General features: G+C 66.8%; 28 protein-coding genes, 1 tRNA gene and 1 riboswitch. Of the genes, 16 read left to right on the top strand and 13 right to left on the bottom strand.

Annotation, left to right across the window (positions count from 1 at the left end; all coding sequences use genetic code 11):
• Window positions 1-113: 113 nt before the first annotated feature.
• The 3 genes from BA022_RS03780 to BA022_RS03770 form a co-directional block, all read right to left on the bottom strand.
• Window positions 114-323, bottom strand: a complete 210-nt coding sequence (locus tag BA022_RS03780) for a hypothetical protein (protein WP_033474825.1) — start codon at window positions 321-323, stop codon at window positions 114-116.
• Window positions 324-383: 60 nt separating this feature from the next.
• Window positions 384-2,447 (bottom strand): ParB/RepB/Spo0J family partition protein, encoded by a 2,064-nt coding sequence (locus BA022_RS03775; RefSeq protein WP_033474824.1) that lies wholly within the window; start codon window positions 2,445-2,447, stop codon window positions 384-386.
• 80 nt (window positions 2,448-2,527) lie between these two features.
• The gene (locus tag BA022_RS03770) at window positions 2,528-3,358 is read right to left on the bottom strand and encodes a DUF932 domain-containing protein (RefSeq protein ID WP_088886605.1); all 831 of its coding nucleotides are present in this window, start codon (window positions 3,356-3,358) and stop codon (window positions 2,528-2,530) included.
• Between the two features lie 624 nt (window positions 3,359-3,982).
• Between BA022_RS03770 and BA022_RS03765 the strand changes: the two genes are divergently transcribed.
• Window positions 3,983-4,291 carry a hypothetical protein gene (locus tag BA022_RS03765; protein WP_053462382.1) on the top strand — a complete coding sequence of 103 codons (309 nt, stop codon included), beginning with the start codon at window positions 3,983-3,985 and terminating at the stop codon, window positions 4,289-4,291.
• A 138-nt stretch (window positions 4,292-4,429) separates the two neighbouring features.
• Here the strand turns inward: BA022_RS03765 and BA022_RS03760 are convergent, their stop codons facing one another.
• The 3 genes from BA022_RS03760 to BA022_RS03745 form a co-directional block, all read right to left on the bottom strand.
• On the bottom strand, window positions 4,430-4,708 hold the full coding sequence (locus BA022_RS03760; protein WP_033475440.1) for a hypothetical protein: 279 nt from the start codon (window positions 4,706-4,708) through the stop codon (window positions 4,430-4,432).
• A gap of 318 nt (window positions 4,709-5,026) precedes the next feature.
• Window positions 5,027-5,413, bottom strand: a complete 387-nt coding sequence (locus BA022_RS03750; RefSeq protein ID WP_033475439.1) for a hypothetical protein — start codon at window positions 5,411-5,413, stop codon at window positions 5,027-5,029.
• Between the two features lie 227 nt (window positions 5,414-5,640).
• Window positions 5,641-6,258 carry a LysE family translocator gene (locus tag BA022_RS03745; protein WP_033475437.1) on the bottom strand — a complete coding sequence of 206 codons (618 nt, stop codon included), beginning with the start codon at window positions 6,256-6,258 and terminating at the stop codon, window positions 5,641-5,643.
• Between the two features lie 66 nt (window positions 6,259-6,324).
• On the opposite strand from BA022_RS03745, the gene BA022_RS03740 reads away from it, so the two are divergent.
• Entirely contained in the window at window positions 6,325-7,248 is a 924-nt protein-coding gene (locus BA022_RS03740; RefSeq protein ID WP_033475436.1) for a LysR family transcriptional regulator, read from the top strand.
• 43 nt (window positions 7,249-7,291) lie between these two features.
• Here the strand turns inward: BA022_RS03740 and radC are convergent, their stop codons facing one another.
• The 6 genes from radC to BA022_RS03710 form a co-directional block, all read right to left on the bottom strand.
• The gene (radC, locus tag BA022_RS03735) at window positions 7,292-7,801 is read right to left on the bottom strand and encodes a RadC family protein (RefSeq protein ID WP_033475433.1); all 510 of its coding nucleotides are present in this window, start codon (window positions 7,799-7,801) and stop codon (window positions 7,292-7,294) included.
• Between the two features lie 610 nt (window positions 7,802-8,411).
• Window positions 8,412-8,753 (bottom strand): TonB-dependent receptor domain-containing protein, encoded by a 342-nt coding sequence (locus BA022_RS03730; RefSeq protein ID WP_236884914.1) that lies wholly within the window; start codon window positions 8,751-8,753, stop codon window positions 8,412-8,414.
• A gap of 180 nt (window positions 8,754-8,933) precedes the next feature.
• A tRNA-Ser gene (locus tag BA022_RS03725) sits at window positions 8,934-9,023 on the bottom strand.
• Window positions 9,024-9,136: 113 nt separating this feature from the next.
• Complete coding sequence (locus BA022_RS03720; protein WP_088886604.1) at window positions 9,137-10,603, bottom strand: cryptochrome/photolyase family protein; 1,467 nt, start codon at window positions 10,601-10,603, stop codon at window positions 9,137-9,139.
• A 43-nt stretch (window positions 10,604-10,646) separates the two neighbouring features.
• Window positions 10,647-11,336: a glutathione S-transferase family protein gene (locus BA022_RS03715; protein WP_187306008.1), complete on the bottom strand. Its 690-nt coding sequence runs from the start codon at window positions 11,334-11,336 to the stop codon at window positions 10,647-10,649.
• A 210-nt stretch (window positions 11,337-11,546) separates the two neighbouring features.
• Window positions 11,547-12,566, bottom strand: a complete 1,020-nt coding sequence (locus BA022_RS03710; protein WP_088888503.1) for a sulfate ABC transporter substrate-binding protein — start codon at window positions 12,564-12,566, stop codon at window positions 11,547-11,549.
• 138 nt (window positions 12,567-12,704) lie between these two features.
• Between BA022_RS03710 and BA022_RS03705 the strand changes: the two genes are divergently transcribed.
• From BA022_RS03705 to BA022_RS03655, 11 genes are all read left to right on the top strand, one after another.
• Entirely contained in the window at window positions 12,705-12,977 is a 273-nt protein-coding gene (locus tag BA022_RS03705; RefSeq protein WP_011805062.1) for an oxidative damage protection protein, read from the top strand.
• Window positions 12,978-13,197: 220 nt separating this feature from the next.
• Window positions 13,198-13,863, top strand: coding sequence for a trimeric intracellular cation channel family protein (locus BA022_RS03700; protein ID WP_011805061.1), 666 nt, complete (start codon window positions 13,198-13,200; stop codon window positions 13,861-13,863).
• A 36-nt stretch (window positions 13,864-13,899) separates the two neighbouring features.
• Window positions 13,900-15,819 carry a bifunctional tRNA (5-methylaminomethyl-2-thiouridine)(34)-methyltransferase MnmC2/FAD-dependent 5-carboxymethylaminomethyl-2-thiouridine(34) oxidoreductase MnmC1 gene (mnmC, locus tag BA022_RS03695; protein ID WP_088886602.1) on the top strand — a complete coding sequence of 640 codons (1,920 nt, stop codon included), beginning with the start codon at window positions 13,900-13,902 and terminating at the stop codon, window positions 15,817-15,819.
• A 154-nt stretch (window positions 15,820-15,973) separates the two neighbouring features.
• Entirely contained in the window at window positions 15,974-17,761 is a 1,788-nt protein-coding gene (locus BA022_RS03690; protein ID WP_088886601.1) for a nitrite/sulfite reductase, read from the top strand.
• 25 nt (window positions 17,762-17,786) lie between these two features.
• Entirely contained in the window at window positions 17,787-18,182 is a 396-nt protein-coding gene (locus BA022_RS03685; RefSeq protein WP_088886600.1) for a DUF934 domain-containing protein, read from the top strand.
• Entirely contained in the window at window positions 18,179-18,820 is a 642-nt protein-coding gene (locus BA022_RS03680) for a phosphoadenosine phosphosulfate reductase domain-containing protein (RefSeq protein WP_088886599.1), read from the top strand. Before BA022_RS03685 ends, BA022_RS03680 begins: the two co-directional genes overlap by 4 nt.
• Before the next feature lie 61 nt (window positions 18,821-18,881).
• Entirely contained in the window at window positions 18,882-19,814 is a 933-nt protein-coding gene (gene cysD / locus BA022_RS03675) for a sulfate adenylyltransferase subunit CysD (RefSeq protein WP_088886598.1), read from the top strand.
• Window positions 19,814-21,232 carry a sulfate adenylyltransferase subunit 1 gene (locus BA022_RS03670; protein ID WP_088886597.1) on the top strand — a complete coding sequence of 473 codons (1,419 nt, stop codon included), beginning with the start codon at window positions 19,814-19,816 and terminating at the stop codon, window positions 21,230-21,232. Before cysD ends, BA022_RS03670 begins: the two co-directional genes overlap by 1 nt.
• A gap of 102 nt (window positions 21,233-21,334) precedes the next feature.
• A complete protein-coding gene (gene fdxA, locus BA022_RS03665) occupies window positions 21,335-21,658 on the top strand; it encodes a ferredoxin FdxA (protein ID WP_011805054.1) in 324 nt (107 codons plus the stop codon).
• A gap of 24 nt (window positions 21,659-21,682) precedes the next feature.
• Window positions 21,683-22,747 (top strand): NAD(P)/FAD-dependent oxidoreductase, encoded by a 1,065-nt coding sequence (locus tag BA022_RS03660; protein ID WP_088886596.1) that lies wholly within the window; start codon window positions 21,683-21,685, stop codon window positions 22,745-22,747.
• A 337-nt stretch (window positions 22,748-23,084) separates the two neighbouring features.
• A complete protein-coding gene (locus BA022_RS03655; RefSeq protein WP_250645006.1) occupies window positions 23,085-23,483 on the top strand; it encodes an SH3 domain-containing protein in 399 nt (132 codons plus the stop codon).
• Window positions 23,484-23,549: 66 nt separating this feature from the next.
• On the opposite strand, the gene thiD is transcribed toward BA022_RS03655, so the two are convergent.
• On the bottom strand, window positions 23,550-24,401 hold the full coding sequence (gene thiD / locus BA022_RS03650; RefSeq protein ID WP_088886595.1) for a bifunctional hydroxymethylpyrimidine kinase/phosphomethylpyrimidine kinase: 852 nt from the start codon (window positions 24,399-24,401) through the stop codon (window positions 23,550-23,552).
• Between the two features lie 109 nt (window positions 24,402-24,510).
• Window positions 24,511-24,633: riboswitch (TPP riboswitch) on the top strand.
• Between the two features lie 60 nt (window positions 24,634-24,693).
• Here thiD and BA022_RS03645 point away from each other — a divergent pair.
• Genes BA022_RS03645 through BA022_RS03635 form a run of 3 tightly spaced genes read left to right on the top strand, consistent with a single transcriptional unit; the run spans window position 24,694 to window position 26,836 of the window.
• Window positions 24,694-25,818: an FAD-dependent oxidoreductase gene (locus tag BA022_RS03645; protein WP_088888502.1), complete on the top strand. Its 1,125-nt coding sequence runs from the start codon at window positions 24,694-24,696 to the stop codon at window positions 25,816-25,818.
• A complete protein-coding gene (gene thiS, locus BA022_RS03640; protein WP_011805049.1) occupies window positions 25,815-26,012 on the top strand; it encodes a sulfur carrier protein ThiS in 198 nt (65 codons plus the stop codon). Before BA022_RS03645 ends, thiS begins: the two co-directional genes overlap by 4 nt.
• 11 nt (window positions 26,013-26,023) lie before the next feature.
• A complete protein-coding gene (locus BA022_RS03635) occupies window positions 26,024-26,836 on the top strand; it encodes a thiazole synthase (RefSeq protein WP_088886594.1) in 813 nt (270 codons plus the stop codon).
• Window positions 26,837-26,838 lie beyond the last annotated feature (2 nt).

The following is a 26,838-nucleotide window of genomic DNA, read 5'->3' as shown; positions in this document are numbered from 1 at the left end:
CGCAGGGGCGCTCTGGCTTTGGGCCTTGAACACCGGGCGCGGCCACCGCCGCGCCCGGATTTTTTGGCATTCCCCGCGCCCAAGACGGAACGGCTTGGGCGCGGGGCTGTTCCCTATTCTTTGGTTTCGATGATCCACCACACGGCACGCGGCAAGGCGCGGCCCGTGATGGGATGCAGGTCTGTCAGGTCGGCGCGCGCCGTCCAGCCGCGAGGCGGACGGTAGCCGCGCACGTCGCCATCGCCATGCCAGCGGCGGGCGCGTACCGTTCCGGGGGCGTAGGTCGCGGCCATGCGGGGGCGGTTCGTGGTGTCGTGGCTCATGGGGGAATCCTCGGCATGAAGCGCCCCGGCCGGAGCCGGGGCGCTATCTGTGGTGCAAGATCACGCGGCCAGTGCCTCGGCCTGCGGCTGCTCATCCGCCATGGCGGCGACTTCCTCCGGCTGTTCGGCTTCCTCGTCCGTCACCACCTCCTGCGCGTCCTGCTGCGGGGCTTCGGCGCAGAAGATGGCGGGCATCCAGCCGGTGCCATCGGCCAGCCGTTCGGCTTCGCTGGCAATGTCGGCCTTCTTCAACTTCGCCAGCCGGGTGACGTGCGCCGGGGCGTACTGTTCCACGGCTTCCAGAATCGCGGCCTTCGGCACATGCTGGAAGTAACCGTCTGCGGTCGGCTTCCACCATGCCGCCATGTCCAGCCCCACCGCTTGCGCCAGTTCTGCGCCGGGCTGGTGCGGCGTAGCGCGGGGCGTCACCACGTCCACCGTGGACGCCACGCACACGGCCAACAGGCGCACCAGTTCATCCTGCGGCTTCGCCAGCAGCGCGGCGAACAGTTCGGCGCTGTCCTCCGGCAAGGCTTCGCCCGCGACTTCCTGCAAGGTGCGCAGCGCCACGGCGGCAGGCGATTCCGACACGTCCGGGGCAAGGCTTTCGAGCCGGTCTTGCTGTTTCAGGCTCACACCCAGCGGCAGATCGTGGCCGTAGTAGCTTTCCTGCAAGACGGTCTGCACCATGCCATGTACCACGGCGGCCAGCGCGGCTTGCGGATGCCGGGCGACTTCGATTTGCAGCGCGGCGGTACGGTGGGCACTCAACCGCTGCGCCAGTCGGTCGGACATGGCGGCGGTCTTGGGGGCGTTGTCCGCTTCCTCTCCTTCGTCGTCGTTGTCGGCTTCGCCTTCGCTGCCGAACCCGTGGCGCAGCCGTTCCAGCGTGCGCAGCGCCTTGGCCTCGGCTTCGCGCAGCAGCCCGCGATGAATCACGGCCTGCCCGTCGCGGTCGATGCTGACGATGGCACCGGCTGCGGCCTTCACGTTGGCCGCATAGTCCAGCAAGCCATCTTCCAGCGCCTGCAACTGCTCGCCCAGGCGCTCGCCTTCCTCCTGCAAGGCATCGGCCTTTTCCTCGTCCTCGTCGTCCAGCGCGGCATCCACGGCTTCGGCCACTTCCTGCATCTTGGCTTGCAGCTTCTCGATACGCTGCGCGTCGCGCTTGTTCGGGCTGCGGCGTTCCCTCGGCGCACTCTGGAAGGCTTGCAGGTCGGCATGGGTCATGCTCGGCGTGGCATCCACCCAAGCCCAACCCTCGGCCTGCACCTCGGCGGCGATGCCTGCCAGCTTGTCTTGCGCCAGCCGTTCCAGCAGCGCGGCATCGGTCAGATACACGCCCTTGTCGCCTTCCGCGAACAGGTCGCGGCGGATGCCGCCGCCTGCCTGCTGGTAGCCGTCCAGCCCGACGAAACGCACCAGCGGATGCCGGTAGGCGTCGATTTCCCGTTCGGTCAGGCGGTCGCGCAGGTTGTGCGGGCTGCGCTGCCATGTCGGCGCATCGTAGAACGCGGCCTCCTGCGCGGCGTGATCGTCGGTGATGGCAAGGGCCATCAACTGATCGAGCGTCACGGCTTCGGCGCGGTAGTCGGCCAGCAGCCGGGGCGAGACGTTCGCCAGCTTCAAGCGGCGCTGCACCACCAGCGGGGACACGCTGAAATCTGCCGCTATGTCCTCGATGGGTCGGCCTTCGGCCACCAGCGCGGCGAATGCCTCGAACTGGTCGGCGGGGTGCATGGCTTCGCGCTGCACGTTCTCGGTCAGGCTGGCCGTGCGGGCGGTGCCATCGGCCACCAGCAGGCAAGGCACGTCCCATTCCTTGCTGATGCGGTGCTTCTTCGCCAGCAGCTTCAACGCGGCGAGGCGTCGGCCACCGGCGACCACTTCGTAATGCTCGCCATCGGCGGCGGCGATCACGATCAGGTTTTGCAGCAGGCCCACACGCTGGATGGATGCGGCCAGTTCGGGAATGGACATGCGCGGGGTCTTGCGCACGTTGCGCCCGGTCGCGCGCGACACCAGCCGCGACAGCGGAACCAGAATCAGATTCTTGGTCGGGTCGGCTGCTTCCAGCGCAGGGGCTTGGATGGCGCGGGCTTCGGTTTGGGTAATGGCGTTCATGGTGATAACTCCTATCGGTTCAGGGATGCAGCAGCGAAGAAAGCGGCTAGGGCTGCTGCCTGCCCCTGCCGCGTGGGGAATCAGGCTTTCAACTGGCGCAGGCCATCGGCCAGCATCCAGAGGGCGCGATTGAGGCGCACATCGGAATCAATGCCCTGCACCGGGCGGGTTTGCTGGCGGCGACCGTTGGCGCTGCGCCCATGCAATCCACCTTTGGTCAGGTTTTCTTGGGTGCGGTTGAACACGCTCCACAAGTCCGGGCGGCGGTCGTCGAACCGGCGCGGCATCAGGATTTGTGATTCGGTGATGGGCGCGGGCTTGTTGTCGGTAGGGTCGTACTTGAGAGCCAGCGCGGAACGGGCGAACACTTCGGCTTCGCCTTCATCCAAGGTGATCGCGCGCATGGCATCGCGGGAATCCTTCACCCGGTCGAAACCGCGCAAGACTTCGTAAGCGCCTTCGATGACATGCCCGGAAACGTCGCCTTTGTGGGGCACGCGCACATCGGCCACGGTGTCGCCGCACACAAGGCTATTGCTGCACACGAACCGGAACATGCCGGCCAGCATCTGATAGCTGCTGGTGCCATCGTGCGAGTTCAACAACACGATTTCATTGGCTTCCGCTCCGTTGATCTGGCTCGCGTGCCGCAGGCGCAGCATGTGTTTGGTGTGCTCGCGCTTGCCTTCGTCGCGCACGCGGGTTTGCGTCACCATGAAGGGCTGGAATCCTTCTTTGCGAAGCTCGGCCAGCACGGCGGCGGTGGGGATATAGGCGTACCGCTGCGAGCGGCTTTCGTGCGGGGCATCCGCGAAGATGGACGGGGCCACGCGGTGAATCTGGTCATCGGACAGCGGGTAGTCGCTGCGCAGCGAAGGGGAGCGGGAAGCGAAACGGGATGCGAGTTGCATGGTCTTTCTCCTGACGAAAAGGGTTTGCTGTTCACACCGCACACCGGATTCCTAGATTCGGAGCCCAGCCTTTCGGCTGTTCGGTGCGGTTGGCACGAGGAACCCGGTTGGCCCTGTTGCCACCGTCTTTCCTGAGTTCATCGCCCGCGGCCAAAGGAGCGCGCGGACGGGGGCCGTCAAGGAAACAAGCGCAGGGTTGGTGCGGCCCGCAGGCGCAGCCGAGGACACGGCCCTGCGCGCCTTGACGGCACACGGGAGCGGGCTACGGTCGCGAACAAGGTGATGGAGTCAGGAGAGATGGCTGGACAAGGCAACGGCCGCCCTGGTGTGCTGAACCGCACGCAAGCGAAGCGCGCAGGCCCGAAGCTGGAAGCCGGGCCGTAGGCGTCAGCCGAGCGGAGCGAGGGAACGATGGAAGCCCGTCAGGGGCGAGACTCGCGTAGCGAGGCTCGATGCGCAGCACGACAGCGCGACCGGCCATGTTTCCTGGCCGGGGACGCCCATTCCGCCTTTGCGTTGTTGTCGGAGCTGATGTCGAAATCGGGGCGTTTTTGGGCGAATTTCGACTGGAGTAAAGACAAGCTGCTGCCTATCGTGGGGGCTTCATCACTTCCTGGGCTTCCCATGACAACACCACCCTCTGCCGATGCTTCAACGCCCGGCACGCCACCCCAAGGCATCTTTCTGCCCTCGATGGTCTGGACGACCGACCGCGCGACAGTCGCAGCGGAGAAGAAACGCCTCCTTGCCCTGCATCAGCAGCTCAATGCCGTGGTGAACAACGCGCACCATGCCGACGAATGCGCCACCTGGCACATGATGGCCGAGGCATCGCTGTTCCAGTTGGATCACGACATTGACGCGCTATTCGACTGGCTGGAAGCCAACGAACGCGGAGTACGGCGAGAGCGCCCGGACAGGATGTACGACTGACGCCGTACAGTGCCGATCCGGCGCGAGCCGGTTCGGCTGCATTGAGGGGCGCCAAGCGCAGCGCGGCGGGGATGGCCGCATGGCCTTCCCCTGGAGTGCAAGCGAAGCGCGCAGCGCCCCGGCAGGGGCGCGAAGGCATCAACCCGCGTCGTCAGGGCGCAGGCTGGATTCCGCGACCGGCATCCAGGGCGAGGTCGAATTGATGAAGTAGCGCCGGCCGAGCGCGTACAGCCCGCAAGGCCCGGCAGGCCGATAGAACCCGGTGACGCGGCGATGGAACTGCACGCCGAAGTCATTGGTGTAGATCACCGCATCGCCGACCTTGAAGCGCAGCGGTTGACCGTTCTCCGGCGCGAACGGCTTGCGCGCGTCGTGCTGCGCCGAGACTTCGATGACCCAATCGTGATGGCTGCTCATGGCATGAACTCCTGAAAGATTACCGGGCGGAATTGCCCGACCCTTCCGGGGCACGGCGCAGCGCAAGCAGTCAGGGGGCGCAGACGGCCGCCAGGACGCAAGCGCCATCGGCGCGCAGCCCTTGACGGCGCGAACGCTGTGGCACGATGAAGGGAACAGCAAGACCGCCTCTCCGTCCATGCACATCGGCATGGCAGATTCGCCAGACACCATCTGGCTTTTTCGAGGCAGCGTTGCATGAAGGTGCAAAGGACGCGGACGCAGCAAAAAAATAGCGCGTCATCCCGAAGGACAACGCGCCGGATCAATGCCGCGCGATCAGTGCGCGGTCATCGCCTGCAACTGCTCGATCACGCCGGGTTCAACGAACACGCATGGCTGCTTGTCCTCGATCGGCACATTGAACACATCGGCGAACACCTCGCGTTTCAGGTGCGCCAGGCGACCAGTCCGATGCGCCTGATCGGGCTTCATGCGAGCGGCGCCCGCCGCAGCGCGGCTGCGCTGCGGATCGCATTCGACCAGCGCGACAAAGCCATCGTCGGACAGCTTCTGATGTTCAGGGCACAAGCCCCAGCCTGTCGCCGTGTGGCGCTCCATGCTCGCGCGCAGGCGCTTGTCCAGCAGGATGGCGCCGGTGTCGAAGCGAGCGCCGCAGACCAGGCAAACGTGTTGTTCGAGGAAAACGTGCGATTTGTCGTTCATGACGGTCTCCGGTTGCACGGGCGGAATTGCCCGGAACCGTCGCCAGCACGACGCAGCGCAGCCGTCAGGGGTCAAGGACGGCCACGGGCCGCAAGCGTGCTCGCACGCGCAGCCCTTGACGGCGAGAACGACGTGATACGGTGAAGGGGACAGCAAGACCGCCCCACGTCATGCACAAACCTTGGCATGCTGAATTTCCGAAACACTGTCTCGGAAATCCCAGACGATCAGCGCGATCCGCGCGCTACCGCCAACAGGACACCGAAACCGACCAGCAGCCCACCGAAGGCGCGGTCGATCCAGTGGCGCACGGCCAGCAGCCGATCGCGCACGGCGCCGGCGGAGAAGCACAAGGCCACCAGGCTGAACCAGGCCATGTGCGCCACCGAGATGAACGCGCCGTAGCCGATCTGCACCGCCAGCGGCGTGTCCGGCCGTACCACCTGCATGAACAGGCTAACGATGAACACCGTGGTCTTCGGATTCAGCGCATTGGTCAGGAAGCCGGTGCGCAGCGCCGCCGCATCCGACAGCGACGCCACGGTGCTGTCAGCCAGCGGGCCGGCAGGCTTGGCCCGCAGCATCTTCACGCCGAGATAGATCAGATAGACGGCACCGACCAGCTTGATGGCGTTGAACAGCCACAACGACTGCTGGATCAGCAGGCCCACGCCGACCAGCGTATAGGTGACGTGGACGAGCACGCCCAGGCCGATGCCCAGGGCCGTCAGCACACCGGCGCGGCGCGACAGCATCAGGCTGTTGCGCGTGACCATCGCAAAGTCCGGCCCAGGGCTGATGACGGCCAGCAAGGTGATTGTGATGACAGCTATCAGTTCGGTCATGGCGTATCCTGTCGAAAAGCAACGTATTAAGGCGATGCTATCGACAATAAGGCCCAGTGAATAACGATGATTTCTGACATTAATGGTGAGCCTGATTCACCATCGAACGATGCGCGCCTGCCTTCGCTGCTCGCGCTGCGCTGCTTCGAGGCGGCGGCCCGGCTGGAGAACTTCAGCCACGCGGCCAACGAACTGCACCTGACCCACGGCGCGGTCAGCCGCGCCGTGCGCCTGCTCGAAGACGAGCTGGGCGTGGCCCTGTTCGAGCGGCGCAGCCGGCGCGTGTTCCTGACCGATGCCGGCCGCACCCTGGCGCGGGCCGTGGGCAACGGGCTGGATCTGATGCGCCAGGCCGTCGGCGAGCTGCGCGCCAGCGCCCGCCAGGGGCGGCGCTGGGTGCTGTCGTGCGAGCCAACGCTGCTGATGCGCTGGCTGATCCCGCGCTGGCCAGCCTTCCAGGCCCGGCATCCAGGGATCGACGTGCATCTGGTCGCCGGCGGCGGGCCGTTCTCCTTCGCCAGCGGCATCGACCTGGCCATCCGCCGCGACGACTTCCCCTGGCCCGAGGGCTACCACGCCGAATCTCTGTTCGCGGAAAAGGTCGGCCCGGTCTGCCGACCGGACAAGGTGGCGACCTGGTTCTCCACGAAAAAGGCCAGCGCCGCGCTCAAGACCGGCGCGCCGCGCTTGCATTCGCGCACGCGGCCGGGCGCATGGTCGGAATGGGCGGTAGCCGCAGGCCAGCCCGTACAGGATGCGGCGGGACAAACCTTCGAGCACTTCTATTTCAGCTTGCAGGCGGCCGTGGCCGGCCTGGGCGTGGCAATCGGCCCGTGGCATCTGGTGCGCGACGACCTTGACAGCGGTGTGCTGACTGCGCCGCTGGGCTTTGTCGAGGACGGTTCGCGCTACTGCCTGCTGTCGCCGCAGCCCTTGCAGCCCGACGGCCCGCAGGCCGATTTGCTGGACTGGCTGCGGGCGATGGCATAGCAGGTAGCGGTCGCAGCAAAAAAGGGGGCCGAAGCCCCCTGGATCAGATCAGGCCACGTTCGGCAAATGATGTCGTTTTCGTGCCGCCGACGATGATGTGATCCAGTACGCGCACATCCACCATCGACAACGCCTCCCGAAGCCGCTTCGTCAGCACCCTGTCGGCTGCGCTTGGCTCGGGATTTCCGCTCGGGTGGTTGTGGCTGATGACCAGCGCCGCCGCGTTGAGCCGAAGCGCCTCCTTGACCACTTCACGCGGATGCACTTCGGCCGAGTCGATCGTGCCGTGGAACATCTCCCTGTATTCGATCAGCCGATGCTGCGTGTCCATGAACAGCACCGCGAACACCTCATGCTCGAAGCCGGACAGCTTGGCAAACAGGTACTCCTTGACGGCCGCCGGTGAAGTGAACGAAGTACCACGCTGCATCTTCTGGTCAATGACCAGGCGCGCGGCTTCCAGAATCTGATCCGCAGACGCCAGGGCATAGCGCCCGTGAGAGTCACGCACCAGCAAAGCATCATCGAACGAGGAAAAGGACAGTTGCGACATGATCGTGCTCCGGTTGCTCGGGCGGAATTGCCCGGAACCGTGGTCAGCACGGCGCAGCGCAAGCTGTCAGAAGGTCAAAGACGGCCGCCAGGACGCAAGCGCGCATGGCGCGCGCCGCCTTTGACAGCGAGAACGACGTGATACGGTGAAGGAGACAGCAAGACCGCCTACACCCCGCCCACTGCACAAAGTCGGCTTTTGGGGCAAGCGGAGCGCGCAGGCCCGTGGAGCAAAAGCGTCGGGGAAGATTTCCCAGACACTGTCGGGGAAATTTCCATAGCGGCGGCCGAGGGCCGAAGGCGTCAGGGGGAAAAGCCGGATGGCCGCGATTCGGCACGAAGCGCGGGGCGCAGCCCGCACACCCGACGGCGGCACGCCGGGACGCCCAACATGGGCATCAAAGGAAAAGGGGACTTGGGGAAACTGCTGCGCTGGAACACGCCATGCTTGTCCGGTGGCGTTCTTTCCCTTGGCTCTTATCCGGCTCCTAGACCAGACAGGCAGGGCATCTTGGGCAGCGTGGCACGGGCGCTAAACCCGCATGGGGACTGGCTTTCCGGCGATCAGGCCGCTTGAAAATTCTGTTTGACAAAACTATCGAACAGATTGTTCAGCTTGAGTTGCACATCCCAGGCGCCCAGGCGGTAGTTAGGCCATGGCATCCACCGTGGTGTAGCCAGGCAAGGTAACCGTGTTGCCGGGGTTGGCGAACCGCGCTCCCACATAGTTCAGGCCGCCGCCCAGGCCAAACCGTGCCCCAGTGCCTGGTCACCCACAGGTTCGCGCTGTGCCGGGGAGTCAGCGTGGGCCGCTTGCCTTGTACAGGCTGGCCCGCATCCGTCGCAGGCGAGGTGGTCATCTCACCATCCAAGAAGGCATAACCGGCCCAGATCTGCCAAGTGGGCGCCACTTCGCTGGCAAAGGTTAACTCAACCCCGTTGGTCCGCTGCACGCCCAGCGGAACCAGGGTGTTGGCCACGGGGTCACGCTGCCCGTCGCCATGGGATAGCTTGGTTCACACGCCAACCTTATATGGTTTGCCGGGGTGCTGCCTCTGCTGCGGCCCTCGTTATCAGAGGAGCCGCAACGAAAAAGGGTTAGCAGATGAGTACCTGCTAACCCTTGGAACGACTGGCGGAGAGGGCGGGATTCGAACCCGCGGTGGGGATTAGCCCACACACGCTTTCCAGGCGTGCGACTTAAACCGCTCATCCACCTCTCCGGAGCCCTCCATTATAGATGCTGCATAGACACTTTTTCAAAGATCTGACTGTTCCCTTGAAAAAACATGCTTCCTCACGGATCCCAAGATGAAACATCCGGGTTCCCCGCCTTTCAGGATGCCTCTCGCCCGCGACCCAAGAAATGGAACCGCATCAGGGTACGCTCCCGTGCTCTGGCGTGGTCCACTACCGGCAGTGGATAGTCGATGCCTAAACGCAGTCCACAGGCCTGCAATTCCAGCGGCTTCATGCTTGCAGGGAAGTGGAGGTGCTTATCAGGAACACACGCCAGCTCCGGGAGATAGCGGCGGATGAACCTGCCATCGGGGTCAAACTTCTGCGACTGCGCCACCGGGTTGAAGATGCGAAACCAGGGCTGAGCGTCACAGCCGGTTGACGCCGCCCATTGCCAGCCGCCATTGTTGGCAGCCAGGTCGTAGTCGTTCAGGTGCTGGGCAAAGAAGCGCTCGCCACGGCGCCAATCGATACCCAAATCCTTGGTCAAAAAGCTCGCCACCACCATGCGCAGCCGGTTGTGCATGTAGCCCGTTTGCAGCAGTTGGCGCATGGCGGCGTCGACCAACGGATAGCCAGTGCGCGCCGCGCACCATGCCTGCCAGTACTCAGGCGCGTCATCCCACTGGACGCGGTCGTACTCGGGGCGAAATGCCTGGGTGACCACGTGCGGGTGGTGCCACAGAATCATGAAATAGAAGTCGCGCCACGCCAGTTCGGACAGCCAGGTCTGCGCGCCTTCGCAGCCTAGCGCGGCCTGTCGCGCGGCCAGTGAGGCCAGTTGGCGGATCGACACGGTGCCAAAGCGCAGATGCACCGACAGGTAGGACACGCCTTTGCGCCCAGGAAAGTCGCGCGCCAGCTTGTAAGCTGCCATGCGCGGCAGGAAATCCTGCAGCAACTGCTGCGCGCCGCGCGAGCCCACAGGCAGCTGCAAATCAGCCAGGTTGGTGGCCACGAAGCCCAGATCCGCCAGCGTGGGCAGCCGCTCCCCCGCCGGGGGCACGGCCAGGTGATGTGAGTGGCGCTCCACGGGATAAGGCTTGGTCTGGAAGGCATCCAGCTTCTGCAGCCAAGTGCGTTTGTATGGCGTGAAGACGCTGTAGGGCTGGCCCTGCTGGTTCAGCACCTCGCCCTGCTCCAGCAGCACCTGGTCCTTGTAGTCGCTGAACGCGATGCCACACGCCGCCAGGCCGTCTGCCACGCGTCGGTCGCGGGCCAGGGCTGCAGGTTCGTAGTCGCGATTGGCCAGCACTTCGCGCACGCCCAGGCTGCGGGCCAATTGCACGATGCACTGCACCGCCGTACCGTGGCGCACGATCAGGCCGCCACCGGGGGCGCCGCTGCGCGCCGCCAGCGCGCGCAGGTCCTCATCCAATGCGCACACGCTGGCGTGAATGAACTCCACCCGCCGATCGCACCGGGTCGGCAGCTCATCGAGGATGTCGGTGTCAAAGACGAAGACGCAGTACACGCGCTCGAAACGGCGCAGTGCGTGGTAAAGGGCGGCGTGGTCATGGCAGCGCAGATCGCGCCGCAGCCACACAAGGGCGCTGGCTTGCATGGGACGGGAAGGACTGGTCTGGCTGATGGCGCGGCAGTGCCCCTCAGGCCTGCATCACCACGGGGCCGCCCTGCTCCAGCGCCCGCTGGTAGGCCGGACGCGCCCGCATACGCTGGCGGTAGGCCACCAGGTGCGGCCAGGCCGTTTCGTCGCCCCCGCGCGCGAGGGCCGCCTCCACGGCAAAGCTCATCTGAAAGTCGGCCATGGTCAGGTGGCCCCCGGCGAACCAGTCGTGCTGTGCCAGGTGCGCGTCCATGAAAGCCAGCGCGGTTTGCACATTCGGGCCGATGAGTCTTTGCTGCACTTTGGCGCACAGGGTGCGCGCGATGGGGCGCACAAAAAACGGCATGGGCTGGCGCGCAATGGTGTCAAACACCAGCTTCATCACCAGCCAATTCATCAGGGACCCCTCGGCGTAGTGCATCCAGAACCTGCACTGGCGCTGTTCTGCCGTGCCGCGCGCGGGTTCCAGATGGGCCAGATCCGCCGGCGCCTGTGCGCCGTAGCGCTCGGCCAGATACTCGATGATGGCGCCAGATTCGGCCACCACCATGTCGCCTTCGGTGATGACGGGCGACTTGCCCAGCGGGTGCACCCGCTTGAGCTCTGGGGGCGCCAGCCTGGTCGCGGGGTCACGCGAGTAACGGCGGATGTCGTAGGGCACGCCCAGTTCTTCCAGCAGCCACAGAATGCGCTGGGAGCGCGAGGTTTCCAGGTGGTGAACGGTCAGCATGGGCGGCATGGTAGTGCAGTCGCGCGCGAAGGGTTGGCGCCTGCCGCGGCACGGCGTGCCCCGCCATGGGTGTGCTGTCCCTCGCGCCGAGGCCCGGACCCACGTCCCACACTTCGCCAAAGGAGCGCGGGGCGCTTTGCAAACTATATTTTTGATAGCTTATAGCGCTTACTCATCAACGCTTAGCGCCGATTTTCATCCAAAGACGGATCAACGCCGGCTGTAGATCTGGTCAAACAGTGCGCCGTCCGCAAAATGCTCCCGATTGGCCTTGGCCCAGCCACCGAAAGCCTGGTCGATGGTGGCCAGTGTGAGCTTGGGGAATTGCTTGTCGTACTGGGCCTTGGCCTTCTCGCTGGTTGGACGGTAGAAGTTCTTTCCAGCAATGTCCTGCCCCTCGTCGGAATAGAGGTAGGCAAGGTACTCCTCCGCCAGCGCGCGCGTGCCCTTCTTGTCCACCACCTTGTCCACCACCGCCACCGTGGGTTCGGCCAGGATGGACAGCGATGGCACGACGATCTCGAACTTGTCCTTGCCGAACTCCTTGAGCGCAAGAAACGCCTCGTTCTCCCAGGCCAGCAGCACGTCGCCCACACCGCGCTGCACGAAAGTGATGGTCGAGCCGCGCGCACCCGTGTCGAGTACCGGCACGTTTTTGTAGAGCTTGGACACGAAATCCTTGGCTTGAGTGTCGCTGCCGTACTTGCGCTTAGCGAATTCCCAGGCGGCAAGATAGTTCCAGCGCGCCCCGCCGCTGGTCTTGGGGTTGGGGGTGATGACTTGCACGCCGGGCTTGACCAAGTCATCCCAATCCTTCACGCCCTTGGGGTTGCCCTTCCTCACCAGAAACACGATGGTGGAGGTATAGGGCGCCGAGTTGTGCGGGAGGCGCTTTTGCCAAGCGGGCGCCAGCAGGCCGTGCTGGGCCAGCGCATCCACGTCTCCGCCCAGGGCCAGCGTAGCCACGTCGGCGTCGATGCCATCGATGATCGAACGCGCCTGCTTGCCCGAGCCGCCGTGCGACTGTTTGAACTGCACTTCCTGCCCCGTCTTGGCCTTCCAGTGGCGTGCGAAGGCCTGGTTGTAGGCCACATAGAGTTCACGCGTGGGGTCGTAGGACACGTTGAGGAACTGCGCGGGCTGGGCGAACGACGGCAAAGACGTCAGGGACATGACCGCCGTCAGGGCGGTGGCCAGGGGAAACTTGATAAAGTCGCGGCGATTGTTCATGAAGGGCTTTCGTTGCAGGGTGCGTCGGTGCGGTTCACCGATGCAAGGCATTCTGGAAGTCGCCCTTCAAAATCCAAACCAATAAGATTTCAGTTCGTTATTCCATTGACGTCTGAAGTTTCAGCAAGGAATCGCTCCATGGCACGTACCGTCCACTGCATCAAGCTCGGCAAGGAAGCCGAAGGCCTCGACTTTGCGCCCTACCCCGGCGATCTGGGCAAACGCATCTATGACAACGTGAGCAAGCAAGCCTGGGCCGACTGGATCAAGCACCAGACCATGCTGGTCAACGAGAACCGCCTGAACCTGGCCGACGCGCGCGCCCGTCAATACCTCGCCCGCCAGATGGAAAACCACTTCTTCGGCAGCGGCGCAGACGCTGCGGCGGGTTATGTGCCGCCCAGCGCGTAACGCAGTGCAGCGCTGCAAGAAGCGGTTTCGCTAAAACCACTTCTTTGGCACGGCGCAGACGCTGAGGCTGGCTGCGTCCCGCCTGGCGCATGACGCAGCGCTGCGCCAAAGCAGCGCCTCTTTGCAGTCGCCCCCGTCGCATCACTGTGGCGGGGGCGTTGCCGTTGTAGCCCACGGCGCCTGGCAGGCGGCCCAGGCCCGGCTCCCTGAGGAGATATTCATGTTGCCGTCGGTGTCATTGCTGGACTCGTTCCAGTTCTCACAGTTCACCACCCTGCTGGTGATCTACCTTGTGGCCATCACGGCCGAGGCCATGTCTGGCGCGCTGGCCGCAGGCCGGCGCAACATGGACATCTTCGGTGTCAGCGTGATCGCCTTTGTGACCGCGCTGGGCGGCGGCACCATCCGTGACATGGTGCTGGGCCACTACCCGATCGGCTGGACGCAGCACCCGGAATACGTGTACCTGGTGATTTCCGCAGGCCTGCTGACGACGGTGGTCGCGCGCTACCTGCACCGGATCAAGCGCGTGTTCCTGCTGCTGGACGCCATGGGGCTGATCGCGTTCTCGCTGATCGGATGCAATGTGGCCCTGGAACTGGGCTACCCGCCCGTGGTGGTGGTGATGTCCGGCATGCTCACGGGCATCAGCGGCGGCATCCTGCGCGACGTGCTGTGCAACCAGGTGCCCGTGGTCTTTCGGCGCGAGCTGTACGCCAGCGTGTCCCTGGCCGTGTGCCTGCTGTTTCTGGGACTGCGCACGATGGAAGTGGAAAACAACCTCAGCACTTTGGTGTGTTTCGCCGCCGGCCTGGCGCTGCGGCTGCTGGCACTGCACTACCACTGGCGCCTGCCGGTGTTCTCGTACCAGCAGCGCTGGGAATGACACTGTTTCTGTAATCTTTTCGCGCCTCCCAACACCATGTCCGAACCGATTGAATGGCTGGAAGACGGCACGCCCTACAGCCCGCGCTTCTCAGACCGGTACCACAGCGAGCAAGGCGGCCTGGAACAAGCCCGCGGCACATTTCTTGCCGGTTGCGGCCTGCCCCAGGCCTGGCAGAACCAGCCGCAGTGGCGCGTGCTGGAAACCGGCTTCGGCCTGGGCCTGAACTTCCTCGTGACCTGGGCCGCGTGGCGCGCCGACCCCCACCGGCCACAGCGGCTGCACTTCGTTTCCTGCGAGGCCTGGCCCGTGAGCGCGGCCGATCTGCTGCGCGCCGCTCCCATCGATTCCACACTGCAATCGCTGGCCCAGCAGTTGGCGGCGCAGTACTGGGGCTTGCTGCCGGGCGTGCACCGGCTCTCGTTCGACGGCGGGCAGGTGCTGCTCACGCTGTACATCGGTGACGCGCAAGCCCTGCTGAGGCAGCAGCAGCCCACGGCGGATTCGGTGTACCTGGACGGCTTCGACCCCCAGCACAACCCGCAAATGTGGGACATCCACACCCTCAAGGCCGTGGCGCGCTGCTGCCGTCGCGGCACCCGCCTGGCGACGTGGACGGTGGCGCGCGGCGTGCGGGACGGGCTGGTGCAGTGCGGCTTCGAGGTGCAGAAGGTGCCGGGTGTCCGCCCCAAGCGCGACAACCTGCAGGCCACCTACGCGCCCCGCTGGGAGCCACGCGCCGGCCAGCCCGTGCTGCCAGACGCCACGGTGGCCGCCCCGGCCCGCTGCCTGGTGGTGGGCGCAGGACTGGCGGGCACCGCCGTGGCGGCCAGCCTGGCGCACCGTGGCTGGCAGGTACAGGTGCTGGACCGGGCCGATCACCCTGCCGCCGGTGCATCCGGCCTGCCGGCGGGGGTGTTCGCGCCCAACGTCTCGCAGGACGACAACCTGATCTCGCGCCTGTCGCGCGCGGGGGTACGCACCACGCTGAATACGCTGGCGCAGCTTCCAGCCGAGACGCGCGGCACCGTCTGGAGCGCGTGCGGCACGCTGGAGCACCGTGTGGACGGCACCACAGGATTGGCCTGGAGCGAAGGGCCTGGCCTGGACTGGAGTCGCCCCGCAACACCCGCACAACTGCAGGCCAACGGCTTATCGGCAGACACGGTGGCCTGCTGGCACGAGCACGCAGGCTGGGTGCGCCCTCCCCAGCTCATCGCCCACCTGCTGAACGACCCGGCCATCCGCTGGCGCGGCAGCGCGGCGGTGGCGGAGTTGCGCCGCACCACCGTCGACGGCCAGCCCCTCTGGCAGGCACTGGACGCCGAAGGGCACGTACTGGCCGAGGCGGAACTTGCCGTGGTTTGCGCCGGGCACCACACCGGCCCGCTCACGCACGCGCATTGGCCCATGAATCCGCTGCGCGGCCAGTTGGCCTGGGGCCTGCATGCCCAGGCCCCCGCGGGCGCTCCCTGGCCGCCCCAGCCGCTCAATGGCAACGGCAACCTGGTGCCCCGTGTGCCGCTGCAGGACGGCGCAGGCTGGGTGCTGGGCTCCACGTTCGAGCGCCTGAAGACCGCCCTGCCCCCCAGCCCTGACGACCACGCCAAGGGCTTGGCCACCAACCAGGCCAAACTGCACGCGCTGCTGCCCCCCCTGGGCACTGCCATGGACGCCGCCTTCACCCAGGCTGCCACCACGCCGGACGGCCCCGTGCGCACCTGGGCGGCCGTGCGCTGCGGCGCGCTGGACCGCCGCCCCATCGTGGGGCCGGTGGACTCGGTGCGCCAACCCGGCCTGTGGCTGTGCACTGCCATGGGCGCGCGCGGGCTCACGCTGTCATTGCTGTGCGGCGAACTGATCGCCGCGCGGCTGCACAGTGAGCCCCTGCCGCTGGACGCCCCTCTGGCGCGTGCGTTGAGCAGCGAGCGCTGGCTAGGGTATGAGCCACAGTGAACCCGACATGCATTTCATATACAAATAACGGAATATATGAAGCATTAAAAAATAGTTTGTCTTTATAAGACAGACTTTTAAAGTGCGCCCATCGATGCTGCGGGCGCCATTCGGGGCCCGGCGGCACCTGTGTTGAAACGCCCACGGCCCTGCCATGTACCAGTACACCGAATTCGACCGCCAGTTCGTCCACCTGCGCGCCCAGCAATTCCGCGATCAGCTCGAACGCTGGCAGCGCGGCGAGTTGACCGACGAGCAACTGCTGCCCCTGCGCCTGCAAAACGGCTGGTACATCCAGCGCTACGCGCCCATGGCCCGCATCGCCGTGCCCTATGGCGACATCAACAGCGCTCAGCTGCGCATGCTGGCCCACATCGCCCGCGAATACGACCGCCCCACGCCCGAGCTGCTGGCCCATGCCCAGGCCACGCAGGACCAGCTGCAGGCCGCCCAGCCGGGCCTGACACTGGCCGCGCCCCCGCTGCGCTACGGCTACGGCCACTTCACCACGCGCACCAACGTGCAGTTCAACTGGATTCCCATCACCCGCGCGGCCGACGTGATGGACCTGCTGGCCAGCGTGCACATGCACGGCATCCAGACCAGCGGCAACGACATCCGCAACATCACCTGCGAGGCCTACGCCGGCATCGCCGAAGACGAGATCGTGGACACCCGGCCGTTCGCCGAGATCACGCGCCAGTGGAGCTCGCTGCACCCCGAGTTCACCTACCTGCCGCGCAAGTTCAAGATCGCCTTCAACGGCGCCGCGGAAGACCGTGCCGCCACCGGCTGGTATGACATCGGCCTGCAGGCGCTGAAGAACGCGGCCGGCGAGGTGGGCTTTGCCGTCAAGGTGGGCGGCGGCATGGGGCGCACGCCCGTCATCGGCACCGTGGTGCGTGAATTTCTGCCGTGGGACCAGCTGCTGAACTACATCGAAGCCATCGTGCGCGTGTACAACAGCTACGGCCGCCGCGACAACAAGTGGAAGGCGCGCATCAAGATCCTGGTCAAGAGCGAAGGCCAGCAGTTCATCGACGCGGTGGAGGCCGAATACCGCGCCATCCTGGAGCAGGACGGCGCCCCCCACACCATCACCCAGGCAGAGCTGGACCGCGTGACCGGCCATTTCGTCGTGCCACCGCTGCGGCCTGCCGGCCGCCCGCATGGCGTGAACACCTCCGGCCAGCTGTACCAGCGCTGGCTGCAGCAGAACGTGCGCGGCCACCGCATGGCCGGCCTGAAGGCGGTGACACTGTCGTTCAAGCGCGTGGGCTTTGCGCCCGGCGATGCCGACGGCGACACGCTGGACGCCCTGGCCCAGCTGGCCGACCAATTCAGCGCCGGCGAGGCGCGCCTGACGCACGAGCAGAACCTGCTGCTGCCCTGGGTGCACGAAGCCGACCTGCCCGCGCTGTACGACGCCGCACGCAAGCTGGGCCTGGCGCAGCCCAATATCGGCATGCTGACGGACATGATCGCCTGCCCGGGCGGCGACTTCTGCTCACTGGCCAACGCGCGTTCACTGCCCATCGCCGCGGCGATCACCGAGCGCTACCAGGATTTGGACGAACTGTTCGACATCGGCCCCATCGACCTGCACATGAGCGGCTGCATCAACAGCTGCGGCCACCACCACAGCGGCCACATCGGCATCCTGGGCGTGGACAAGGACGGCAAGGAGTGGTACCAGATCACGCTGGGCGGCTCCGACGGTACGCAGCTGTCCGGCCCGGCCATCGGCGGCAAGGTGGTCGGCCCGTCGTTCTCGGCCGCCGAAGTGCCCGACGTGATCGAGGCGCTGCTGGACACCTACCGCGCGCTGCGCAAGGGCAACGAGCTGTTCATCGACACCCTGCGCCGCGTGGGCCAGGACCCCTTCAAGGCCGCCGCCAACGGCGCGCGCCATCCCAAGGCGGCCGAAGAAGCCGTGGCCTGACCCCATCCGAAAGATCTCGAACACTATGAAAATCATAGCTGCTGGCGCTTTGTCCCTGGGCGCTGACGACCTCAAAACCCTGCAGATCACCAACGACGCCGACCTGGCCGCGCTGGCCGCCGAAGGCGCGCTGGAGGGCGTGCAGCGCATCGAGCTGCAGTTCCCCAAGTTCACCGACGGCCGTGCCTACAGCCAGGCCCTGCTGCTGCGCCGTCGCTACCGCTTTGCGGGCGATATCCGCGCCACGGGCGACGTGCTGATCGACCAACTGGTGCACATGCACCGCAGCGGCTTCAGCAGCGCGGTGCTGGCGCCCGGCGTGGACCCGGCCGCGGCCGAACGCCAGTTCGCGCGCTATGCCGCCTTCTACCAGGGCGACGTGCTGGAGCCGCGCCCGCTGTTCGCCCGGGAGGCCGCATGAGCGCCACCACGGCGGTCAACGCCGCCGAACTCGCCCGCGTCAACGCCGAGCACGGCCACGATGCCGCCGCCCTGGTGGCCTGGGCGCTGGGCCTGGGCCAGACGCCCATCGTCACCACCAACTTCCGCCCGTTCGAGGCCGTGATCCTGCACCTGGTCACCCGCGTGCAGCCGGGCGTGCCCGTGGTCTGGATGGACAACGGCTACAACACCGAGGCCACCTACCGCTTTGCCGACGCGGTGACGAAGCAGCTGGGGCTCAACCTGAAGATCTACCTGCCGCGCCGCTCGCGCGCCCACCGCGAGGCCGTCGAAGGCCCGACGCCCGCGCTGGACGACCCGCGCCACGCCGCGTTCACCGAAGAGGTGAAGCTCGAACCCTTCGCCCGCGCCCTGCGCGAAACGGCACCCCGGGTGTGGTTCACCGCGCTGCGCGCCACCGACACCGCCGTGCGCGCGCAGATGGAGCCCGTGAGCATCAACCCCGACGGCCTGATCAAGGTCGCGCCGCTATTGCACTGGTCGTCCAAACAGCTGCACGAGTACTGCCAGCAGCACGGCCTGCCCAACAACTTTGACTACGTGGACCCCACCAAGGGCGAAGACAACCGCGAATGCGGCCTGCACCTGGCCCACTAAAAACGATAGCTGCCTGCGCTTGCCCCACAAGCGCTGGAGCCAGATTTGACTGGAACATCGAATGAACGCCCGTGTTGACTCCCAAGTGCTCAACCAGCTCAGCAACCGCCACCTGGACGCGCTGGAAGAAGAAACCATCTTCATCCTGCGCGAGGTGGCCGCGGCCTTCGAGCGCCCCGCCCTGCTGTTCTCGGGCGGCAAGGACTCGCTGGTCATGCTCAAGTGCGCCGAGAAGGCCTTCGGCGCGGGCCGCATTCCCTACCCGCTGCTGATGATCGACACGGGGCACAACTTCCCCGAGGTGACCGACTTCCGCGACTTCCGCGCGAAGGAACTGGGCGCCGAACTCATCGTGCGCAGCGTCGAGGATTCGATGGCGCGCGGCACCGTGCGCCTGGCACACCCCGGCGAATCGCGCAACGTGCACCAGTCCGTCACGCTGCTCGAAGCGATTGAGGAGTTCCGCTTCGATGCCTTGATCGGCGGTGCGCGCCGGGACGAGGAGAAGGCGCGCGCCAAGGAGCGCATCTTTTCCCACCGCGACAGCTTCGGCCAATGGCAGCCCAAGGCGCAGCGCCCCGAGCTGTGGACGCTGTTCAACACCCGCCTGGCCCCCGGCGAGCATTTCCGCGTGTTCCCCATCAGCAACTGGACCGAGCTGGACGTGTGGCAGTACATCGAGCGCGAGCAGATCGCCCTGCCATCGCTGTACTACGCCCACCCGCGTGAAGTGGTGGAGCGCCGCGGCCTGCTGGTGCCCGTCACGCCGCTCACGCCCCCGAAGGACGGCGAAGCGGTGCAGACGCGCACCGTGCGCTTTCGCACCGTGGGCGACATCACCTGCACCTGCCCGGTGGAAAGCCCGGCCGCCACGGCAGGCGAAATCGTGATCGAGACCCTGGCCGCCGAGGTCAGCGAGCGCGGCGCCACGCGCATGGACGACAAGACCAGCGACGCCTCGATGGAAAAGCGCAAGAAAGACGGGTATTTCTGATGACCACCGCCACTATCAATTCAATAGCTTCCAGCGCACAACCAGAAAGCGCTGGCGGCACAAATGATCACATTTCCGCGCTGCGCTTCATCACCTGCGGCAGCGTGGACGATGGCAAGAGCACGCTGATCGGCCGCCTGCTGGTGGACAGCCGCGCCGTGCTGCAGGACCACTTGGCCGGGGTGCAGCGCGGCGGAGAGACCGACCTGGCGCTGCTGACCGACGGCCTCAGTGCCGAGCGCGAGCAGGGCATCACCATCGACGTGGCCTACCGCTACTTCGCCACCGAGGCGCGCAAGTTCATCATCGGCGACGCGCCCGGCCACGAACAGTACACGCGCAACATGGTCACCGCCGCCTCCCAGGCCGACGCCGCCGTGGTGCTGGTGGACGCCACCAAGCTGGATTGGCAGAACCCGCAACTCACGCTGCTGCCGCAAACACGCCGCCACAGCCTGCTGGTGCACCTGCTGCGTGTGCATTCGCTGGTGTTTGCCGTGAACAAGCTCGACGCCGTGGCCGACCCACAGCTCGCCTACCGTCACATCCGTGCCGCGCTGGAGCAGTTCGCCCGACACGCGGGCATCGCGGTGGCGGGCGTGGTGCCGGTGTCGGCGCTCAAGGGCTGGAACGTGGTAGAGGCCAAGCCCGGCTGGTGCGACTACGCAGGCCCGAGCCTGCTGCAGATCCTGGAGCGGCTGCCCAACACCCCGCCCGACGCCGGCCTGCCCCTGGCCTTCCCGGTGCAGTGGGTGGAGAAATTTTCTTCCTCGTCCGACACTTCGCAGGGGCGCCGCGTGTTCTGGGGCCGGGTGGGCACGGGCCGCGTGCAGCCGGGTGCGCAGGTCGCCATCTTCCCCAGCGGCCAGCTGGCGCAGGTGGCGCAGGTGCTGGACCATGCGCGCCGCGCCACCGGCGTGGCCGCGGGCCAGAGCGCGGGCATCACCCTCGACCGCGAGGTGGACGTTTCGCGCGGCGACTGGATCGTGGCTGCGCCCGCACCCGCACCCGCACCCGCACCCGCTGCCGCACCCGCTGCCGCGGCCGAGGACGACTTCGACACCCCCGCCGCCGTGCCCGCATGGCCCGGCCAGCGCGAGATCACCGCCACCGTCGCGTGGATGGACGACGAGCCGCTGGTGGCGGGCCGCGTGTACTGGGCGCTGCATGGCCACCGCTGGGTCAAGGTCAAGGTGCGCCGCGTGGTCCACCGCCTGGACATCAACACCCTGGCCGAGGAAGACGCCACCCAGCTGGAGCCCAATGCCATCGGCCATGTGGAGCTGCTGCTGCAGGAACCCCTGCCCGCGGCGCCGTTCGCGCGCAGCCGCGTGCTCGGTTCGCTCATCCTGGTCGACACCGCCAGCCACAAGACGGCGGGCGCCGTGCTGGTGAACGCACCGGCCCCAAAAGCTTGATCAACGTTAAGGTTTCCGCGCCTCAGGCATGGTTGGCTGGCCTGCTGAGGCGGCGGTCGGCCTAAAATCGCGGGCTAACCCCATACCAGAACACAACTACTCATGACTCACGTCGTCACCGAAAACTGCATCAAGTGCAAATACACCGATTGCGTGGATGTGTGCCCCGTGGACTGCTTCCGCGAAGGTCCCAACTTCCTCGTGATCGACCCCGACGAGTGCATCGACTGCGCCGTGTGCATCCCCGAATGCCCGGCCAACGCCATCTTTGCCGAGGAAGACCTGCCCAGCGACCAGCTGGCCTTCATCAAGATCAACGCCGAGCTGACGCCCAAGTTCAAGAGCATCACCAAGCGCAAGGCAGCGCTGCCCGACGCTGACGACTGGAACGGCAAGCCCGGCAAGCTGGACCAGCTGGAGCGCTGACTCCCGCGCTCCCGCCACGCCCGCATGCACCCATCCCCCAGCAGCCCGACGCCCCAGGCCGCGGACGCCGTGGTGATCGGCGCCGGGCCAGTGGGGCTGTTCCAGGTCTTCCAGCTCGGGCTGCAGGGCATCGCGGCGCACCTGGTTGATGCGCTGCCCCATGTGGGCGGCCAGTGCGCCGAGCTGTATCCCGACAAACCCATCTACGACATTCCCGGCATCCCTGTGTGCACGGGCCAGGGGCTCGTGGAACTGCTGCAGCGGCAGATCGCCCCTTTCGCCCCCACGCTGCACTTGGGCCAGCAGGTCCACACGCTGGCCGTGCAGGCCGAAGGACGTATTCTGCTCACCACCACCGCCGGCACCGCGCTGCTGGCACGCAGCGTCTTCATCGCCGCGGGCGTGGGCGCCTTCGTGCCGCGCGCCATCAAGGCCGAGGGGGTGGAGGCGCTGGCCCCCGGCCAGTTGCTCTACCACCCTGACGCCGCCACGGCCACCCGTGCCGCGACCGGCAAGCGCGTGGTGGTACATGGCGGCGACGAGGCGGCCGTGCAGGCGGCGCTGGACTGCGTGGACGCTGCCGCGCAGGTGCTGCTGCTGCACCGGCGCGATGCCTTCCAGGCCGCGCCCGCGCTGCTGGCGCAACTGCAGGCACTGCGCGAGGCGGGCCGCATCCAGGTCGTGATCGGCCAGATCACGGGCGTGGAGACCGCGCCCGACGGCACCCTGCATGCGCTGGCCCTGCTGGACCCGCAAGGCCAGCCACAGCGCCAGCCGCTGGACCTGTTGCTGGCCTACCTGGGCATCTCTCCCCGCCTGGGGCCCATCGCCGACTGGGGCCTGGCCATGGACCGCAAGCAGATGACCGTGGACACGGCCACTTTCGCCACCAGCGTCCCCGGCATCTACGCCGTCGGCGACATCAACACCTACCCCGGCAAGCGCAAGCTGATCCTGTGCGGCTTCCACGAAGCCACCCTCGCCGCCTTCGCCGAGGCCGAACGGCAAGCGGGCCACAAGCTGCCCCTGGAATACACCACCAGCAGCGAACGGCTGCAAGCCCGGCTGGGCGTCGCCGCGGCCCGCTGACCTGCGGCGACGGCGCGGCGCGCCCTGCGGCAATGCGCCGGGCGCTATTGAAGCAGGAGCTTGCAGCGCGCGTTCTGCCTTGTTTCCAAAGAGAAATCTGTCTAAGAATGGCTTTTACAGAGCGTTGGCAGCTCTATTTTCCATAGCAATTGACGTTTCGGCCATCGGTTCGCGCCTGAAACGGCCGGAACTTCGCACGCGGGCGGCCCTCCACCTGGGGGTTGTCATCCCTCAGTTCCAACTCCAAGGAGATCACCCCGTGCCCTTCGCACTGCCCCTGCCGCATCGCATCCTGTCCAAAGCCCTGGCCGCCGCCGCGCTGGCCCTGCCCCTGCTCATGCCCGCCGGCGTGCAGGCGCGCGAGTTCGTCAGCATCAAGGGCAATGCGGTCAATGTGCGCGAGAAACCCAGCACCCGCTCGGCGACGCTGTGGGAGCTGGGCCGGGGCTATCCGCTGCAGGTGCAGCAGCGCAAGGGCCGGTGGCTCCAAGTGCGGGATTTCGAGGAGCCGCTCGGCTGGGTGTATGCGCCGCTGACCAGCAAGACGCCGCACCGCGTGGTGACGGCACGCGTCGCCAACCTGCGCGCCGGCCCCGGCCAGCAGCACAAGACCGTGGGCAAGCTGCAGCAGCATGAGGTGGTGCGCAGCCTGGGCCAGTCGGGCAGCTGGGCCCGGGTGCAGCGCGAAGACGGGCAAAAGGGCTGGGTGGCCCGACGCCTGACCTGGGGCTGGTGATATTTCGGGTGCCGCGGCGGTGTGGGCCTGTGCGCGCGCGGTGCCCGGCGCTCCCTCAGCCGCCCGTTACTCGATCACACGCTGCGCCACCGGCGCATAGCCATGGTTGAGCGGCCCGTGGCCGTGACCGGTGCGCACACCGGCCCCGGCAGCGATCGCGCCCAGAATGTACTGGCGGGCCAACCGCACCGCCTGCGCCAGCGGCTGGCCCAATGCGAGGTGCGCAGCGATCGCCGACGACAAGGTGCAGCCTGTGCCGTGGCCGTTGTGCGTGACGATGCGCGCAGCTTCCAGGCGGTGGCGCTCGTCGCCAGGCAGGGCCAGCACATCCACCACCCGGTCGCCCGGCAGATGCCCGCCCTTGAGCAGCACCGCGCGCGCGCCCAGCGCCAGCAGGTCGGTGGCGGCCGCGTCCAGCGCGCTTTCGTCGGCAATGGCGCGGCCCAGCAGCCAGCCGGCCTCGTCCAGGTTGGGGGTGACCACGGCGGCCAGCGGGAACAGCGCGCGCACCAGCGTGCCCACGGTCTCCTCGGCAATCAGCCGGTCGCCGCTGGTGGCGACCATCACCGGGTCCAGCACCACGTTGGGCAAGCCATGGCGAAGAATCGCGTCGGCCACCACCTGCACCACCTCAGGCGAATGCAGCATGCCGATCTTCACCGCGTCCACGCCGATGTCCTCGACCACGGCGTCGATCTGTGCGCGCAGCATCTCGGGCGGAATGCCGTGGATACCCGTCACGCCGCGCGTGTTCTGCGCGGTGATGGCGGTGATCGCGGTCATGCCGTAGCAGCCCAGGGCGCTGAAGGTCTTCAGGTCGGCCTGAATGCCCGCGCCGCCGCCGCTGTCCGAGCCCGCGATGGTCAACACGCGCGCATAGCGCCGGCCACCGCCGGGCGTCTGTGTCTCTTGGTTCATGGCAAAAATTATCGGCCAAGCCGCAGCGCATTCAACGCAGCCGCGGCAACGCCAGAGCCTGCGCCACGTCAACAACAGGGGCAACACCCCTGTGCTGTAATGCCGGCCACGGACGAAACAGGGGTGTCCCCGCCGCACTAAGAACGTGTTGACGAAAGCGGCAGGCGACTGAGAAATACCCTAAGCACCCGATCCAGGTCATGCTGGCGTGGGGAGTTTCAACAGCATCGGCGCGCCGCGCGCTCCCGTTTTGTCCTTTGGTTGTTTGGCCTGGCCTTTCATCACGGACACGATGCACACTTTCCCCACCCTTCGCTCCTCCTCCCGCGTCACCATCCTGGGCGCGGGCCTCATGGGCCGTCTGCTGGCCGTCGAACTCGCCCGCCAGGGCCACGCCGTTGAGGTGCACGAGGCAGGCACCCGTGCCGCCGAAGGCGCCGCAGCCTACGTGGCCGCCGCCATGGTGGCCCCCCTGGCCGAATCCATCGTGGCCGAGCCCGGCGTGGTGCGCATGGGCGTGCACTCGCTGGCGCGCTGGCCCGAGCTGCTGGCACCGCTGGCCGCACCGGTGTACTTCCAACATGACGGCACGTTGATCCTTTGGCACCGCCAGGACGCACCCGAAGCCGCGCGCATGCGCCTGAAGTTCGAGCAGACGCAAGGCCTGGTGCCCGGGCTGCCGCGCATGCAGGCGCTGGACAGTGCTGGAGTGGTTGCACTGGAGCCCACGGCCGCACAGCGCTTCCACCAGGGCCTGTACCTACCCGGCGAGGGCCAATTGGACAACCGCCAGGCCCTGGCCGCGCTGGCCGCCACCATGGACCAGTTGGGCGTGGTCACGCATTGGGGCAGCGCGCGCCAGCCGGCCGACTTCACTCCCGGCCAGGCCGGCCAGCCCGACTGGGTGCTGGACTGCCGGGGCCTGGGCGCGCGTGCGCAATGGCCGCAACTGCGCGGGCTGCGCGGCGAGGTGGTACGCCTGCACGCGCCCGACGTGACGCTGCAGCGCCCCACGCGCATCGTGCATCCCCGCTACCCGATCTACATCGCACCGAAGGAGAACCACGTGTTCGTCATCGGCGCGACCGAGATCGAATCCGACGACATGTCGCCCGCCAGCGTACGCTCCACGCTGGAGCTGCTGAGCGCCGCCTACGCCGTACATCCGGGCTTTGCCGAGGCGCGTATCCTGGAGATCTCCACCCACTGCCGCCCCACCCTGCCCGACAACCTGCCCGCCGTGCGCGTAGTGCAGGATCGCGTGCTGGAGGTCAACGGTCTGTACCGCCACGGCTTCATGATCGCGCCGGCCATGCTCGATGTGGTCATGCAGGTGCTGAACACGGGACAATCCGAGCTCGCCCCTGAATTCGACCTCTCGCTGCAGCTCGACCGCGAAGCTGCGCTGCACACATGAACGTATTCATCAACCAAAACGCCGTGCAACTGCCCGATGGCGCCACCGTCGCAGACGCAGTGGCCCACCTGGCACCCCAGCCCCCGTTTGCCGTGGCCGTGAACCTGCAGTTCGTCCCCAGTGCCCGCTATGCCGCGCACGCTCTGCAGTCCGGCGACCAGATCGAAATCATTGCGCCGGTCACCGGCGGTTGAAACCATTGCTCATGAACAGTCCTACATCCTCCCCCGACACGCTGGTGCTCTACGGCCAGGCGTTCCAGAGCCGCCTGCTTTTGGGCACCGCGCGCTATCCGTCCCCTGCCGTGCTGGAGGCCGCCGTGCAGCGCGCGCGGCCCGCGATGCTCACCGCATCGCTGCGCCGCCAGGGCAGCAACCCGGCCGAATCCGGCAGCAGCTTCTGGGAACTGCTCAAGCGCCTGCAGGTGCCGGTGCTGCCCAACACCGCCGGCTGCCATAGCCTGCAGGAAGCCATCACCACCGCCCATATGGCGCGTGAAGTCTTCGAGACCCCCTGGATCAAGCTGGAGCTGATCGGCGACGACTACACGCTGCAGCCCGATACGCTGAACCTGGTGCAGGCAGCCGAGCAACTGGTCCGCGAAGGCTTCTACGTGCTGCCCTACTGCACTGAAGACCTGGTGCTGTGCCAGCGCCTGGTGGACGTGGGCTGCCAGGCCGTCATGCCGTGGGCGGCGCCCATCGGCACGGGCCGCGGCCCGGTGAACCCCTATGGCCTGCAGCTGCTGCGCGAGCGCCTGGACGTGCCGCTGCTCGTGGACGCCGGCCTCGGCCTGCCGTCCCACGCCTGCCAGGTGATGGAATGGGGTTACGACGGCGTACTGCTCAACACGGCCGTGGCCCTGGCGACCGACCCCGTGCAAATGGCCGGTGCCTTTGCCGATGCCGTGGCCGCAGGCCGCGCCGCCCGCATGGCCGGCGCGATGACGCCGCAGGAGGCGGCGCAACCCAGCACGCCCGTGCTGGGCACGCCGTTCTGGCACCACACGCAGGGCTGAGC

The organism is Diaphorobacter nitroreducens, from assembly GCF_002214645.1.
Classification (GTDB): Bacteria; Pseudomonadota; Gammaproteobacteria; order Burkholderiales; family Burkholderiaceae_C; genus Diaphorobacter; species Diaphorobacter nitroreducens.
This window is presented reverse-complemented; position numbering and strand designations above follow the sequence as displayed.

Excerpts from the sequence above, each read along its gene's own strand:
- BA022_RS03780 (WP_033474825.1), bottom strand. The coding sequence starts at position 323 with ATGAGCCACGACACCACGAACCGCCCCCGCATGGCCGCGACCTACGCC.
- BA022_RS03775 (WP_033474824.1), bottom strand. The coding sequence starts at position 2,447 with ATGAACGCCATTACCCAAACCGAAGCCCGCGCCATCCAAGCCCCTGCG.
- BA022_RS03770 (WP_088886605.1), bottom strand. The coding sequence starts at position 3,358 with ATGCAACTCGCATCCCGTTTCGCTTCCCGCTCCCCTTCGCTGCGCAGC.
- BA022_RS03765 (WP_053462382.1), top strand. The coding sequence starts at position 3,983 with ATGACAACACCACCCTCTGCCGATGCTTCAACGCCCGGCACGCCACCC.
- BA022_RS03760 (WP_033475440.1), bottom strand. The coding sequence starts at position 4,708 with ATGAGCAGCCATCACGATTGGGTCATCGAAGTCTCGGCGCAGCACGAC.
- BA022_RS03750 (WP_033475439.1), bottom strand. The coding sequence starts at position 5,413 with ATGAACGACAAATCGCACGTTTTCCTCGAACAACACGTTTGCCTGGTC.
- BA022_RS03745 (WP_033475437.1), bottom strand. The coding sequence starts at position 6,258 with ATGACCGAACTGATAGCTGTCATCACAATCACCTTGCTGGCCGTCATC.
- BA022_RS03740 (WP_033475436.1), top strand. The coding sequence starts at position 6,325 with ATGATTTCTGACATTAATGGTGAGCCTGATTCACCATCGAACGATGCG.
- radC (WP_033475433.1), bottom strand. The coding sequence starts at position 7,801 with ATGTCGCAACTGTCCTTTTCCTCGTTCGATGATGCTTTGCTGGTGCGT.
- BA022_RS03720 (WP_088886604.1), bottom strand. The coding sequence starts at position 10,603 with ATGCAAGCCAGCGCCCTTGTGTGGCTGCGGCGCGATCTGCGCTGCCAT.
- BA022_RS03715 (WP_187306008.1), bottom strand. The coding sequence starts at position 11,336 with ATGCTGACCGTTCACCACCTGGAAACCTCGCGCTCCCAGCGCATTCTG.
- BA022_RS03710 (WP_088888503.1), bottom strand. The coding sequence starts at position 12,566 with ATGAACAATCGCCGCGACTTTATCAAGTTTCCCCTGGCCACCGCCCTG.
- BA022_RS03705 (WP_011805062.1), top strand. The coding sequence starts at position 12,705 with ATGGCACGTACCGTCCACTGCATCAAGCTCGGCAAGGAAGCCGAAGGC.
- BA022_RS03700 (WP_011805061.1), top strand. The coding sequence starts at position 13,198 with ATGTTGCCGTCGGTGTCATTGCTGGACTCGTTCCAGTTCTCACAGTTC.
- mnmC (WP_088886602.1), top strand. The coding sequence starts at position 13,900 with ATGTCCGAACCGATTGAATGGCTGGAAGACGGCACGCCCTACAGCCCG.
- BA022_RS03690 (WP_088886601.1), top strand. The coding sequence starts at position 15,974 with ATGTACCAGTACACCGAATTCGACCGCCAGTTCGTCCACCTGCGCGCC.
- BA022_RS03685 (WP_088886600.1), top strand. The coding sequence starts at position 17,787 with ATGAAAATCATAGCTGCTGGCGCTTTGTCCCTGGGCGCTGACGACCTC.
- BA022_RS03680 (WP_088886599.1), top strand. The coding sequence starts at position 18,179 with ATGAGCGCCACCACGGCGGTCAACGCCGCCGAACTCGCCCGCGTCAAC.
- cysD (WP_088886598.1), top strand. The coding sequence starts at position 18,882 with ATGAACGCCCGTGTTGACTCCCAAGTGCTCAACCAGCTCAGCAACCGC.
- BA022_RS03670 (WP_088886597.1), top strand. The coding sequence starts at position 19,814 with ATGACCACCGCCACTATCAATTCAATAGCTTCCAGCGCACAACCAGAA.
- fdxA (WP_011805054.1), top strand. The coding sequence starts at position 21,335 with ATGACTCACGTCGTCACCGAAAACTGCATCAAGTGCAAATACACCGAT.
- BA022_RS03660 (WP_088886596.1), top strand. The coding sequence starts at position 21,683 with ATGCACCCATCCCCCAGCAGCCCGACGCCCCAGGCCGCGGACGCCGTG.
- BA022_RS03655 (WP_250645006.1), top strand. The coding sequence starts at position 23,085 with ATGCCCGCCGGCGTGCAGGCGCGCGAGTTCGTCAGCATCAAGGGCAAT.
- thiD (WP_088886595.1), bottom strand. The coding sequence starts at position 24,401 with ATGAACCAAGAGACACAGACGCCCGGCGGTGGCCGGCGCTATGCGCGC.
- BA022_RS03645 (WP_088888502.1), top strand. The coding sequence starts at position 24,694 with ATGCACACTTTCCCCACCCTTCGCTCCTCCTCCCGCGTCACCATCCTG.
- thiS (WP_011805049.1), top strand. The coding sequence starts at position 25,815 with ATGAACGTATTCATCAACCAAAACGCCGTGCAACTGCCCGATGGCGCC.
- BA022_RS03635 (WP_088886594.1), top strand. The coding sequence starts at position 26,024 with ATGAACAGTCCTACATCCTCCCCCGACACGCTGGTGCTCTACGGCCAG.